General features: G+C 74.2%; 4 protein-coding genes. 1 reads left to right on the top strand and 3 read right to left on the bottom strand.

Features of this window, described 5'->3' with window-relative positions:
• The 3 genes from AB0F15_RS43350 to AB0F15_RS43340 form a co-directional block, all read right to left on the bottom strand.
• Window positions 1–11,381, bottom strand: an 11,381-nt coding sequence (locus AB0F15_RS43350) for an SDR family NAD(P)-dependent oxidoreductase (RefSeq protein WP_360283472.1), incomplete at its 3' end; no start/stop codon positions are given.
• 76 nt (window positions 11,382–11,457) lie between these two features.
• A complete protein-coding gene (locus AB0F15_RS43345) occupies window positions 11,458–12,636 on the bottom strand; it encodes a cytochrome P450 (protein WP_360283470.1) in 1,179 nt (392 codons plus the stop codon).
• A gap of 25 nt (window positions 12,637–12,661) precedes the next feature.
• Window positions 12,662–14,176 (bottom strand): glycosyltransferase family 39 protein, encoded by a 1,515-nt coding sequence (locus AB0F15_RS43340; RefSeq protein WP_360283468.1) that lies wholly within the window; start codon window positions 14,174–14,176, stop codon window positions 12,662–12,664.
• A gap of 395 nt (window positions 14,177–14,571) precedes the next feature.
• Between AB0F15_RS43340 and AB0F15_RS43335 the strand changes: the two genes are divergently transcribed.
• Window positions 14,572–14,842: DeoR family transcriptional regulator (locus AB0F15_RS43335; RefSeq protein ID WP_360283474.1), on the top strand; the 271-nt coding region annotated here is incomplete at its 3' end.

Here is a 14,842-nt window from a genome sequence, read left to right as displayed (position 1 = left end):
CGGGGGCCGCGGTTGATGCGGCGGGCCCGTTTTTCTGGGGCGGGGTTTGGGGCGGGGGCGCGGCGGGGGCGCGGGGGAACGCGCCCCCGCCGGTCGCCCTGGGCGCTTGGGTTTCCCCCCTGCGCGACGAGGCCATCGAGGAGTGCCGGGGTGGGTTCACCGTCGACCAGCAGGAAGCGGCCGGGGTGTTCGAGCTGCGCGGCGCGGACGAGCCCCCACACGGCGGCGCCGGCGGGGTCGTCGTTCCGCGGCCCGGCGGCGCCCTCGGTGACGACGGCGAGCCGGGCTCCGGTGTCCAGGACGGCCTGGAGCACACGCAGGACCCGGTCGACCGCCGAGCGGGCGGGATGGCCTGGGTGAGGGGGCAGGACGAGCCAGCCGGAAGGCTCGGGCAGCCGCAGCCACGGCTCGTCGCCGTCGAGGCGCACCAGTTCGCCGCCGGCCTGGCCCGGGACCGTGATCTCCGTCCACTCCACGGCGAACAGGGCGTCGCTCGCCGAGGTGGTGAGCCGGCCCGGCGACACCGGGCGGGTCGTCAGCGCCGCCACGGAGGCCACCGGGGCGCCCGCCGGGTCGGTCAGCTCGGCCGAGATCCCGCCCGGCACCGGCCGCAGGACCACGCGGGCCGCCGTCGCGCCGGTCGCGTGGATCGCCACCCCGGACCACGAGAACGGCAGCCGGACCTCATCGGTCCCCAGCATCGCCGCGTGCAGAGCCGTGTCCAGCAGGGCGGGGTGCAGGGTGAAGCCTGCCACGTCCGTACCCGCCGGGAGGGCGACCTCCGCGAAGACTTCCGCACCTCGCCGCCACACTGCGGTCAGGCCTTGGAACGACGGGCCGTACCCGTAGCCGTGGCCGGCCAGCTCGTCGTAGAAGGTGCCGATGTCGACCGCGGCGGCGCCCGTGGGCGGCCATTCCGGCGCCCGTTCCGGGACCGCAGCCGCTTCGGTGAGGACACCGGCGGCGTGGCGGGTCCAGGGCGCATCGGGGGTGCGGGAATGGATCGTCACCGGGCGGGAACCGTCGGCGGGGGCGCCGACCGTGACCCGCAGCTCGCGAGCCGTCGGCTCGGACAGCACCAGCGGGGTCTCCCCGACCAGTTCGCGCACCACCGGCAGGCCGAGCCGGTCGCCGGCCTGGACGGCCAGCTCCACGAACACCGTCCCCGGTACCACCACGATCCCGTCGACCGCGTGGTCGGCCAGCCACGGGTGGGTCCGCGGGCCGACGCGCCCGAGCAGCGTGACCCCGCCGGTTTCCGGGTCGTCGAGGGCGCCCGTCAGCAGCGGGTGGCCGACCCGGCCGAGGGCCGGGCCGCGGTCGGGGACGAGCCAGAACCGCTGCTCCTGGAAAGCCGTCGTCGGGACGTCCGCGCCGGTGCCGGGCGGCAGCAGCGCGGCCGGGTCGATCGCCACGCCGTGCGCGAACAGCTCCGCGGCCGACCGCAGCAGCCGCTCCCCTTCCGGTTCGTTGCGGCGCAGGGTCCCGCACACCACGGCGTCGGCGACGGTCTCTTGCACGCTCGTGGTCAGGACGGGGTGCGAACTCGTCTCGACGAACACCCGGTGCCCGGCCGCGGCCAGTGCGGTCACCGCGTCGGCGAACCGGACGGTCCCGCGCAGGTTCCGGTACCAGTAGTCGTCCGACAGCATCGAGACCCAGCTGCTGTCCACAGTGGAATACCAGGGTACCGTCGGCACTTTGCCGTCCACATCGGACAACGCAGCCGACAGCACGGCTTCGGCGCGCGCGACGTGCGCGGTGTGGGACGCGTAGTCGACCGGCACCCGCCGCACGCGCACGTCCTGCGCACGGTAGGACTCGGCCAGGGCGTCCAGCGCCGCCGGGTCACCGCCCAGCACCACCGACGACGGCGAGTTCACCGCCGCGATTTCGACACCTCCGGGCAGTTCCAGTTCGTGCTCCGCCACTGCGACGGACAGCATCCCGCCGTGCCCGGCCAGTTCGCGGGCGATGATCCGGCTGCGCACCGCCACCACCCGCGCGGCGTCCTCCAGCGACAACGCACCCGCGACGCACGCAGCCGCGATCTCACCCTGCGAATGGCCGACCACCGCGTCGGGCCGCACCCCGAAGGATTCCCACACCGCGGCGAGCGACACCATCACCGCGAACGAGACCGGCTGGACGACGTCCACGGCCTCGAGCGAGCCACCGCCACGGACCACTTCGGACAGTGACCACGCCACATACGGAGACAAAGCCGCTTCACACTCAGCCATCCGCGCGGCGAACACCGGGTTCGCCGCCCACAGTTCCCGGCCCATGCCGGCCCACTGCGCGCCCTGCCCCGGGAACACCCAGACCACCCGTCCCGGACCGGCCGGGTCGGCGGTTCCCCGCACCACACCGGCGGCGACCGAGCCCGCGGCCAGGGCTTGCAGGTCCGCCACCGCGCGTTCGCGGTCTCCGGCCAGGACGACCGCCCGGTGCTCCCACCGGGCCCGGGCGTACAGCAGCGTCCGTCCGGCGGCGCTCAGGTCGGCCTCACCGGCGAGGAAGTCGGCGATCCGGCCGGCCTGCGCCGCCAGCCCGGCGGTGGACCGGCCACTCACGACGAGCGGAACGAGAGCGGGCGGTTCCGGCGAAGAGACCACCGGTGCCGGGCCTTGCTCCAGCACCACGTGGGCGTTCGTCCCGGACACCCCGAACGACGACACGCCGGCCCGCCGCGGCCGGTCGCCGGTGTCCCACGGCCGGGCCTCGGTCAGCAGCTCGACCGCACCCGCCGTCCAGTCCACTTCGGACGACGGCGCGGTCACGTGCAGCGTCCGCGGCAGCACGCCGTGGCGCATCGCGAGCACCATCTTCAGCACGCCCGCGACCCCGGCCGCCGCTTGCGTGTGCCCGATGTTCGACTTGACCGAACCCAGCCACAACGGCGTCTCCCGGTCGGCGCCGTACGTGGCCAGCAGCGCCTGCGCCTCGATCGGGTCACCGAGGACCGTGCCGGTGCCGTGCGCCTCGACCGCGTCCACTTCGGACGGTGACAGCCCGGCGTCGGCCAGTGCCTGCCGGATGACCGCCTGCTGCGAAGGTCCGCTCGGCGCGGTCAGGCCGTTGGACGCGCCGTCCTGGTTGACCGCCGTCCCCCGGACCACCGCCAGGACCTCGCGTCCGTCGCGCACCGCGTCGGAAAGCCGTTGCAGCACGAGGACGCCGACGCCTTCGGCCCAGCCCGTGCCGTCCGCGTCGGCCGAGAAGGACTTGCAGCGGCCGTCCGCGGACAGGCCGCGCAGCCGGGAGAACTCGACGAAGAGGTCCGGCGTCGCGAGGATCGTCGCCCCACCCGCCAGCGCGATCGAGCATTCGCCGGACCGCAGCGACCGGGCGGCCAGGTGCAACGCGACCAGCGACGACGAGCACGCCGTGTCGATCGTGACGGCTGGGCCGCGCGCGCCGAGCACGTAGGCGACCCGCCCGGACAGCACGCTCGCCGACGCCCCGGTCATGACGTAGCCCTCGGTCTCCGCGCCGGCGTCGCGCGCGGTCACCCCGTACGCCTGCGCCGAGGCGCCGAAGAACACGCCGGTGTCCGTGCCCCGCAACGACGTCGGGGCGATACCCGCGCGCTCGAGGGCTTCCCACGACGTCTGCAGCAGCAGGCGTTGCTGCGGGTCCATGGCCAGCGCCTCGCGCGGCGCGATGCCGAAGAAGGCCGGATCGAACAGGCCCGCGTCGTGCACGAACCCGCCCGTGCGGGCGTAGGACCGGCCGGGCGCGTCCGGGTCGGGGTCGTAGAGCGCGTCGACGTCCCAGCCGCGGTCGGCCGGGAACTCCGAGATCGCGTCCACCTCGCCGGCGACGAGGTCCCACAGGGCTTCCGGGGTCGTGACGCCACCGGGCAGGCGCAGGCCCGTGCCCACGATCACGATCGGGTCGTCGTCGTCGGCCGGGCGGGTGGCGACCGACGACGCGGGGCGGGTGTGACCGGTCAGGTCGCCGTGCAGGCGCTCGGCGAGCTCGACCGGGCTCGGGTGGTCGAACACCACCGACGCCGGCAGTGCCAGGCCGGTGCGGGCGGCGAGGCGGTTGCGCAGTTCCACGCCCATCAGGGAGTCGAACCCGGCGTCGCGGAACGCCTGCAGCGGACCGACTCCGGCCCCGCCACCGAGGACCACGGCCGCCTCGGCCCGGACCAATTCGGTCAGCTGGGCTTCGTCCGGATCCGCGAGCGCGGAGTCGTCCGAAGGACCGGCGAGGTCGCGCAGCACCGCGGGCACCGGCCCGGAAAGCTCACCGAGCCGCAGCGCGACGGGTACGACGACGGGGTGCGCACTCCCGAGCGCGGCGTCGAGCAGGGCCAAGCCGAGTGCCGGGTCGAGCGGACGGAGCCCGGAGCGGGCCAGCCGCGCCGTGTCCGCCGCGCCGAGCCGGGCCGCCATGCCGGCGCCGTCCCACGGTCCCCAGGCCAGGGACACCGCGGGCAGGCCGGCCGCACGACGGCGGACGGCGAGCGCGTCGAGGTAGGCGTTGGCCGCGGCGTAGTTCGCCTGACCGGCGCCGCCGAGCACGCCCGACACCGACGAAAACAGCACGAAGGCGGTGAGGTCGTGGTCGCGGGTCAGCTCGTCGAGGTGCGCAGCGGCGTCGGCCTTGGGGCCGAACACCTCGGCCAGGCTCTCGTCGTCCTGGCGCGCGAGGACGCCGTCGGCGAGCACCCCCGCGGTGTGCACGACGGCGGTGAGCGGCCTGTCCACCAGCGCCCGCACCTGTTCGCGGTCGCTCACGTCGCAGGCCACGACCTCGACGCGGGCGCCCGCCGCCGCCAGTTCGGCCACGAGGTCCGGGGCCTGCCCGCGCCGCGAGGCGAGCACCAGGCTGCGCACCCCGTTCGCGACGAGGTGCCGGGCGATCAGCGCCCCGAGCACCCCGGTACCGCCGGTGATCAGCACAGTCCCTGCGGGATCCCACGGCCGCGGCGCGGGCGGCGGGACGCGGACCAGGCGCGGGACGCGGACCCGTCCGTCGGTCACCTCGGCTTCGGGCTCGCCGATGGCCTCGACGATCGACGGCAGCTCCACCGCGTCGAGTCCACTGTGGACGAGAACGATCCGGCCCGGGTGTTCGGCCTGCGCGGCCCGCACCAGCCCGGCGACGGCGGCCGCGGCGGGCTCGCCGGAGTCCCTGGTCCGGACGAGCAGCCGGGCGTCCGCCGGCTCGGCCAGGAACGCCTTCAGCACCGCCAAGACCTCCGGCACCGCGGCGCCCGCCGGGTCGACCGGCAGCACGAACCACGCCGGGCGATGCCCGCCGGCGAGGTCGCCGGGCTTCCGGACCACGCGGCACGACGTCGGGACCGGTTCGGCGGTGACCTCCCGCCATTCGACGATGTGGAAGCAGCTCGCAACGGTGAGCGGCAGCTCCACCGGTCCCGAGGTGACCGAAGTGGCCGTCAGCAACGGAGCGCCGTCTTCGTCGGTGACGAGCAGGCCGCCGTCCGGCGACAGCTCGATCCGGACGGTGCCGGACGCCTCCGCGTGCCGCACCACCTCGGTCCAGTCGAGCGGCGCTTCGGTGCCGAAGGCCGTTTCGAGCGCGCCGAAGAAGTCCGCCGATCCGGCGGGGCCGGGAGCCGCGCCACCACCCAGGGTGCCGCGTGCGAGCCGGGCCCATGAGCCGTCCTGCTCCGCGTGGATCGTCACCGTTCGCTCGCCGCCATCGAGCGCGCCGAGCACCACCCGCACCGGAACGCTCTCGGACTCGACGACCAGCGGCCGTTCCGCCGACAACCGGCGCACCACCGGCACCCCGGCCCGCGAACCGGCCTCCAGCGCGAGGTCGAGCAGTGTCGACAGGGGCGCGATCGCCGTCCCGGCGAGCTCACGGATCGGGTGCGCCGTGGTGTACCGGCCGGTCAGCACCACCCGGCCGGTCTCCGGATCGGTCACTTCCGCGCCCAGCACCGCGTGCTCCAGCGGCGTCTGACCAACGGCCGCGACGTCGGCGGCGGCGGGCGGGGACGGCTGCCAGTACCGGACGCGCCGGAACGCGGTCGTCGGCAGCGGCACCAGCGGCGCGCGCCCGGGCAGCACCGGCGCCCAGTCTACGTCGACGCCATGGACGAACAGGCGGGCGAGAGCGCGGAGGAACGTCTCCGGCTCCGGGCGGTCCCGCCGCAGCGGCGCGACCGCGACCGGTCTGTCGAGGGCAGCCTGCGCGAACGCGGTCAGCACGCCGTCCGGCCCGGCCTCGACCACCGCCGCCACCCGGCGTGAACCCAGTTCGGCGAGCGCGTCAGCGAACCGGACCGGCCGCCGGATCTGCTTGACCCAGTGCTCGGGCGACGTGGGATCCCCGTCCGTCACCAAGGTCAGCACCGGCGGGTGATACTCGATTTCCCCTGCCACGGCGGCGAAGTCGTCGAGCACCGGGTCCATCAGTCCGCTGTGGAACGCGTGGCTGACGGTCAGCGCGGTGACCTTGTGCCCGCGCTTCCGCAGCGCCGCGGCGGCCGCGGCCACCGGCTCTCCGGCGCCGGAGAGCACCACCGAAGCGTGCCCGTTGACCGCCGCCAGCCAGACGCCGTCGCCGAGCACCTCGGCGACGTCCGCTTCGGAGGCGTCGACCGCGACCATGGCGCCGCCGTCGGGGAGCGCTTGCATGAGCCGGCCGCGGGCGGCGACCAGCTTCGCCGCATCCGCGAGGGAGAAGACCCCGGCGAGGTGCGCGGCCGTCAGCTCGCCGACGGAGTGCCCGGCGAAGACGGCCGGCCGCACCCCGAACGACTCAAGCAGCCGGACGAGGGCGACTTCGAGCGCGAACAACCCGGCCTGGGCGTACCTCGTCCGATGCAGTTCGTCCGAGCCGAACACGACGTCGGCGACCGGAGCGCCCGGCAGGTGCCGGTCCAGTTCCGCGCAGGCTTCGTCGAACGCGGCCGCGTAGACCGGGAACGCGGCGTACAGCTCACGTCCCATGCCGACGCGCTGGGAGCCCTGGCCGGTGCACACGACGGCGATCTCGCCCGGCGCACCGGCGACGCCCGTGATCGCGGGACCGTCGACGTCGAAGAGCACGGCCCGGTGTTCCCAGGTCGCCCGCGTCCGGAGCAGCGCAGCGGCCAGCGCACCCGGATCGGAGGAGTCCACACCGGACTGGAGCCGGGCGAGCTGGTCGTCCAGCGCTTCGGCCGAGCGGGCCGACACCACGAGCGGCACCGGCAGCACCGCCGGCCCGGGCGCGGGGACGACCTCGGCCGGCGGCGGTTCTTCGAGGACGACGTGCGCGTTGGTGCCGGAAATGCCGAACGCCGAGACGGCGGCCCGGCGCGGCCGGTCCTCCCCCGGCCATGGCACCTGCTCGGTGAGCAGCCGCACCGCCCCGGACGCCCAGTCCACCCGCGTCGACGGCGTCGCGGCGTGCAGTGTCCGCGGCAGCACGCGGTGCCGCATGGCCAGGACCATCTTGATCACCCCGGCCACGCCGGCGGCCGCCTGGGTGTGCCCGAGGTTGGACTTCAGCGACCCCAGCCACACCGGGGCGCGGCCGGCGCGGTCCCGGCCGTAGGTGGCCAACAGGGCATCGGCTTCGATCGGGTCGCCCAGCGGCGTGCCGGTGCCGTGCGCCTCCACCACGTCGACGTCCGCCGGGGTGAGCCCGGCGGCGACGAGCGCCTGCCGGATCACCGCGCGCTGGGCGGCGCCGCTCGGCGCGGTCAAGCCGTTGGACGCGCCGTCCGAGTTGACGGCGCTGCCGCGCAGCACGGCGAGTACCGGACGACCTTCACGCTGGGCGTCGGAAAGCCGTTGCAGCACCAGGACTCCGGCGCCTTCGGCCCAGCCGGTGCCGTCGGCTTCATCCGAAAAGGACTTGCAGCGCCCGGCTGGGGAGAGACCGCCGTGCCGCGCGAACTCGGCGAACACGCCCGGATTGGCCATCACGGTCGCGCCGCCGGCGACGGCCAGCGTGCACTCGCCGCCGCGCAGGGCCTGCGCGGCCAGGTGCAGTGCGACCAGGGACGACGAGCACGCGGTGTCGACGGTGAGCGCCGGGCCGCGGGTGCCGAGCAGGTAGGCGATCCGGCCGGACAGCACGCTCGTGGCCGTTCCGGTGAGCGCGTACCCCTCGCCACGGCCGGTGTTCTCGTGCAGCCGGACGCCGTAGTCCTGGGCCATCGCGCCGAGGAACACGCCGGTGGCGGTCTCGCGCAGCGACGTCGGGTCGATCGCCGCGCGCTCCAGCGCCTCCCAGGTGGTCTCCAGCAGCAGCCGCTGCTGGGGTTCCATCGCGAGAGCTTCCCGCGGGGAAATCCGGAAGAAGGCGGCGTCGAAGTCGCCGGCGTCGTGCAGGAACCCGCCGCCGCGGCCGGTGGCGAGCACGTCGGCGCTCCAGCCCCGGTCGGCCGGCATCGGCGTGATCGCGTCGACGCCGTCGGCCACCACGGACCAGAACGTCTCGGGTGAGTCGATCCCGCCGGGGAACCGGCAGCCGATGCCGACGACGGCGATCGGGTCGTCGTCGCCGGGCTCGACCGGCCGGACCCCGCCGGGCTCCGCTTCGACCGAGGCGGTGAGGAACTCGGCCAGGCGGGCGGGAGTCGGGTGGTCGAACACGGTTCCCACCCCGACGGCGGCCGAGGTCGCCGTCCCGAGCCGTCCGGCCAGCTCCACGATCATCGCCGAGTCGAACCCCAGCTCGCTGAACGACGCCGACGGCTCCACCCGCGCTACGTCGTGCGCCCCGAGCACCATCGCGGTTTCCTGGCGCACCAAGGCGTACACGTCGGCGGGCTTCGCCGCGGTGGCCGCCGGTCCGGCCTCGCCGAGCCAGTACCGCTCGCGCTGGAAGGCGTAGGTCGGCAGCGGCACCCGCCGCGCGCCGGGAAACTGCCGGCGCCAGTCGACCGGCACACCGCGGACGTGCAGTTCGGCCAGCGACGTCAGGGCCTGGGTCAGCGACCCCGCACCGCGGCGCAAGGTCCCGGTCGCGACCGCGCCGCCGCCCGCCGCCGCGATCGCGTCGCGGACGCTGCCCAGGAGCATCGGATGCGGGCTGACCTCGACGAACGCGGTGAACCCGGCGGCCAGCAGGGCGCCGGCGGCGCCGTGGAAGTCGACGGTCTCACGCAGGTTCCGGTACCAGTAGCCGCCGTCGAGATCGGCGCCGTCGACCGGCCCGGCGGTCACGGTGGAGTAGAACGGCACGGCCGACGGGCCAGGGCGCAAGCCCGCGAGGCCGGCCTTGAGCCCGGCCTCCATCGGTGCCACCCACGGCGAGTGCGACGCGTAGTCGGCCGCGATCCGCCGGACGCGGGCGTGCCCTTCCCACTCCGCCAGCAGTTCCCCGAGCGCCTCGTCGTCCCCGGCCACGAGCACCCATTCGGGACCGTTGACCACCGACACCGAGAGCCGGCCTGCCCAGCGGTCCAGCCGTTCGCGGACGACGTCGGCGGGCAGCCGCACCGACACCATGCCCGTGCCCGCGGGCACCTCGCGGGCGGCGACCTGGGCCCGCACCGCGATGACGCGAGCGCCCTCCTCGAGCGACAGCGCCCCGGAGACGCACGCGGCCGCGATCTCGCCCTGCGAGTGCCCGACCACGGCGGCGGGTTCGACACCCAGGGAGCGCCACAGTGCGGCCAGCGAGACCATGACCGCCCACAGGACGGGCTGGTTGACCTCGGTCCGCGCCATGCTCGGCGAATCTTCGCCCTCGCTGAGTACTTCCAGCAGCGACCAGTCGACGTGCGGGGCGAGCGCGTCCGCACAGGCGTGCATCGCTTCGGCGAACGCCGGTGCGGTGGCCAGGAGTTCGTCGGCCATCCCGGCCCACTGCGAGCCCTGGCCGGGGAAGACGAACACGGCACCGGACCGCGCGCCTTCGGTGATCTCGGGCGTCGCGGTCCCGCGGACCAGGCCGGGCGCGACGCCGCCGGCCGCCAGAGCGCGAGCGGCGGTGTCGAGGTCCCCGGCGGACGAGCCGACCAGCACCGCGCGAGTGGGCAGGCCCGCGCGGGTCGTGGCGAGCGACCAGCCGACGTCCCGCAGCCCGCCGGGGTGCCCGGCGAGGTTCGCCGCCTGTGCGGCCAGCGCGCCCTCGCCCTGGCCGGAGACGACCCACGCGACCGGGCCCTCCTGGGGCGCCGGCTCGGGCTCGGGCCCGGCGGGCACTTCGGCGAGCACGACGTGGCAGTTGGTGCCACCCATGCCGAACGACGACACGGCGGCCCGCGCCCGCTCGCCCGCCGGCCACGGCTGTGGCTCGGCCGCGACGCGCAGCCGCCATTCGTCGAACCGGATACCGGGGTTGGGGCGCCTGAAGTTGAGGCTGGGCGGCACACTCCGGTGCGTCAGGGCCAGGATCGCCTTGAGCAGCCCGGCGATGCCGGCGGCGGCTTCGAGGTGCCCGACGTTCGTCTTCGCCGAGCCGACCAGCAGCGGTTCGGCGCGGCCCGGGCCGTAGACGGCGCCGAGCGCGGCGGCCTCGACCGGGTCGCCCACCGCGGTGCCGGTGCCGTGCAGCTCGACGTACTGGACGTCGGCCGGGTCGACCGCCGCGCGCCGGCACGCCGAGCGCAGCACTCGCTCCTGCGCGTCGGCGCTGGGGACGGTCAGGCCCGGGCTCGGGCCGTCGTTGTTGACCGCGCTGCCTTCCAGGACGCAGTACACGCGGTCGCCGTCTTCCCGCGCCCGGGACAGCGTCTTGAGCACGAGGACCCCGCCGCCTTCGCCGCGCACGATGCCGTTCGCACGTTCGTCGAAGGTGAAGCAGGTGCGGTCCGGGGACAGCGCGCCCAGTTCGGCCAGCGCGGCCGTGCTCTCTTCGGCCAGGTTCAGCTGCACGCCACCGGCCAGCGCGAGGTCCGCTTCCCCGGAGCGCAGTGCAGCGCACGCGAGGTGCACGGCCACCAGGCTCGAGGACTGCCCGGTGTCGACGGCCATGCTCGGCCCGGACAGTCCCAGCACGTAGGAGACGCGGTTGGCGAGGATCGCCCGGTTCACGCCGGTCATCGTGTGGTGCCCGATCCGGGCGCCCGAGCGCCGGGCGAGCAGCGCGTAGTCGTCGGCGGTCACCCCGACGAAGACGCCGGTTTCGCCGCCGCGCAGGGAGTCGGGCGCGATCCGGGCGTCTTCGAACGCGGCCCAGGCCAGTTCGAGAACCAGCCGCTGCTGCGGGTCCATCTCGCGGGCTTCCCGCGGCGAGATGCCGAACAACGCGGCGTCGAAGCGGTCCGCGTCCGGCAGGTACCCGGCTGGGCCGGCGTCGGGACGCCCGGCGGGCGCGGGCCCGATCGTGGAGACGCCGTCCCGCAGCAGGTCCCAGTAGGCGGCGGGATCGGCGGCCCCGGGCAGGCGGCACGCCATCCCCACCACCGCGACGGGTTCGAGCCGGATGGCAGAGCGGTGCGTGGGCGTCATGCTGCTCCCGGCGACGAGTACGGCGGTCCCGACTCCGCGAGCTAACTCCCGGCACCGCCGGGATTTCCTTAGAGAATCACCAACCCACCGTGTACTGGCTCACACCGCGGACGCTGACCTGCGGCTTCCAGGTGACCTCGCCGGCCACCTTGAGCCCGGGCAACCGCTCCAGCAGCGCGCGCAACGCTTCCTGCAGCTCGACGCGGGCGAGCGCGGCGCCGAAGCAGTGGTGTGCGCCGTGGCTGTAGCCGAGGTGCACGTTGTTCTCCCGGGCGAGGTCGAGCCGGTCCGGTTCGGCGAACCGCCCGGGGTCGCGGTCGGCCGAACCGAGTGACACCAGCACTCCTTCACCGGCGCGGACGAGCGTCCCGCCGACCTCGACGTCCTCGGCGGCGTAGCGCGGGAAAACCGAGCCCGACATCAGCGGTACGAACCGGGTCAGCTCTTCGACGGCGGACGGCACGAGGTCCGGGTCGGCCAGCAGCCGCGACCAGCCCTGCGCGTCGTGCAGGAGGACGTCGACGAAGTTGGTGACCTGCGACGCGGTCGTTTCGTGCCCGGCCAGGAGCAGCGAGTTGGCCAGGTCGACGAGCTCGTCGGAGCTGATCGTGTCTTCGTCGTCCTGGGCGCGGATCAGCGCGGAGAGCAGGTCGTCACGCGGTGCTTCCCGGCGGGCGTCGACGAGGGCGGCCATGTACCCGCGGAAGGCCGCGTGGTTGGCCATGAACTCTTCGGGGCTGATCGGCACGGTCGAAAAGACCCAGTCCGTCCACCCGCGGAACTTCGGGCGGTCCTCCGGAGGCACGCCGAGCAGCTCGCAGATCACCTGCACCGAGAACGGCAGGGCGAACTGCTCCGCGAGGTCCGCGGTGTCGCCTTCGGCCGTCATGTCGGTGATGAGGCGGTGCGCGAGGTCGCGCACCCATGGCCGCAGCCCTTCGATCCGCGCGGCGGTGAATGCCTTCGCCACGAGCCGCCGCAGCCTCGGGTGGTCGGGCGCGTCGAGGCCGAGGATGCCCATTTCGGCGCGCATCGGGATGACGCGGGCCCAGTCGTGCTCGGTGGCGAGCTGGGTGGAGAACCGCCGGTCGCCCAGCACCTGGCGGGCGTCGGCGTAGCGGGTGACCAGCCACGCGGGCTCCCCGAAGGGCATCCGCACCCGGGTCAGGCCGGGCCGCTCGCGTGCTTCGGCGTAGGCGTCGTCCAGCGCCAGTCCGGCGCCGTGGTTGAACGGGTAGGACTCGGTGCCGTCCACTCGGTTCCCTTCGTTTCGTTGGTGTTCAGACGTGGAAGTCCCGCAGCTTCGGCCACAGCGTCGCCCAGCTTTCGGCCCGGCCGGTGGCCAGCCACAGTGGCAGGCCCTGGCTGGTGTTCGGGATCCCGAGTCCGGAGTCGACGGTGCCGACGCGCTTCACGTCGGCGAAGTGGCCTTGGAGCGGCTGCGGGCCCGGACCGGCGTAGAGGACGTTCGCCGCGGAGTCCGGCGGTGTCACCAGGGAGTGGTAGCCGCGGTTCGGGCTGGCCGGCTCGGGCAGGCCGAACGCCGGGCCGTAGTGGTCGATCGCGGCGGCCTGCCAGTACATCCGCGTCACGATCGCCGTGTGCGCCGGGTCCGGCAGTGCGTGGAAGGTCTTCGCGATGGAGCCGGTCACCTCCGGCCAGCCGATCTCTTCGGCGGAGAACACGGCTTTGGGCAGGCCCGGGTGGTCGCGCAGCCACGACTGCGGCCAGACCGGCAACGCGGTCGGCAGCATGACCAGCGCGGTCAGGACGTACACCGGCCAGGAGGCGGCCCACCGCCACCACCGCGCCGGCTGCCCTCGTTCGAACTCGACCGCGGCGGCGGCCCAGCAGACGCCGTAGAGCCCGGCGACGTAGTACTGACGCCCGGCGATGACGACGAAGAGCACGGTGAGTCCGGCGGTGGTCCAGCCGAGGAAGCTGTACTCGCGCAACGCCGGGGAGCGCAGCAGCCGCCAGCCGCCGTAGCCGAGCAGCAGGGCCGCGACGGGGAGTCCGGTGAGGAAGAGCATGACCGGCACGATCATGGCCCGCCCGCCGGGCATCGCGGCGACCTCCTGCGAGATGGCGGCGCTCATCGCGAGCTGCGGCCAGCCGTGCGTGGCCTGCCAGCCGAGCGTCGGCGCGACCATGGCCAGCGCGATCAGCCCGCCGAGCCACAGCGCCGGCCGCCGCAGCAGCTCCCGGGGTCCGCAGGCGAGTACCGCGAGCACGGCGACGCCCCAGAACGCGCCGACGAGGAACTTCGTGTTCAAGGCGAGGCCGGTGACCACCCCCGCCCACACGAGCAGGCCGTCGGCACGGGTGCGGACCCACCGCACCAGCAGCCAGCCCAGCAACGTCCAGAAGAAGGGGTCGAAGGTCGACGTCGCGAGGTAGTGGCCGCTCGCCACGAACTGCGTCGACACGGCGAAGGTCGCGGCGGCCATGACCTGCGCCCGCCGTCCCCCACCGAGTTCACGGGCGATCAGCGCGCTGACCACGACGGCGACGACCATCGCGGCCATGGCGGGCAACCGCAGCACGAAGACGTTGCCCGGCGCGAGGGATTCGAGAATCCGGGCGAGCACGGGAACGAGCGGAGGCTGGTCGGCGTACCCCCAAGCGAGGTGCCGCCCGGCGGCGAGGAAGTACAGCTCGTCCCCGAAGTAGCCGTACCGACCGGCTACGGCGAGCAACACCACCCCGAAGAGCCCGGCGACGACGAAGACCGGAGTCCGCGCCGAAGGAGCGAGTGACCTGATCTCATGCGGTGCTTCGACGCAGGTGGCCAAGACACTCCGATCACGCGGAACCGGTCGGCGAACACCGGCAGGTTACGCAGCCGAGATCCGGGAATTCCCGAGACTCCGCCCACCGGGTGACCGGTGACCACGCTGACGACTCGGCGTAGTCTTCGCCGCAGCCCTGCTTCGTCGACCAATGGGCCGCTGATTCGGCGGAGTTTCCCCCTGTTGTACCGCGTCCGGCACTGGGGATAACCTTAACAATCCGGAGTGGACTGTCCGTTGCGCCGAATAGGACATTGCACCCGTTGAACGTCCGGACCATGCCCGATGATCACCGGGTCGGTGATTTCCCGCGTATCCCCGAAAACCAGGAACTTGCGCCGTCGAGTCCACCTAGACTGCCACTTCGTCACGCTCGCGAGGTGATCGGGGAAACGGCGTTGTACGCGGAAGAACGGCAGAGGATCATCGTGGAACGTTTACGGGCGCACGGCCGGGTGGACGTCGTTCCGCTGGCGGCGGAATTCGCCGTGACCGCCGAAACCATCCGCCGCGACTTGACCGTCCTGGAGCGGACGGGGCTGGCTCGCCGCGTCCACGGCGGCGCCATCGCCGCCGAGCGCCTCGGGTTCGAACCCGCCCTCGCCACCCGCAACACCCTCATGGCCACCGAAAAAGACCGCATCGCCAAAGCCGCCATCACCGAAATCC

This window comes from Amycolatopsis sp. NPDC026612, assembly GCF_040638285.1.
Taxonomy (GTDB): domain Bacteria; phylum Actinomycetota; class Actinomycetes; order Mycobacteriales; family Pseudonocardiaceae; genus Amycolatopsis.
Note: the sequence above shows the minus strand (reverse complement) of the source record. Positions and strands in the feature narration are given on the sequence as shown.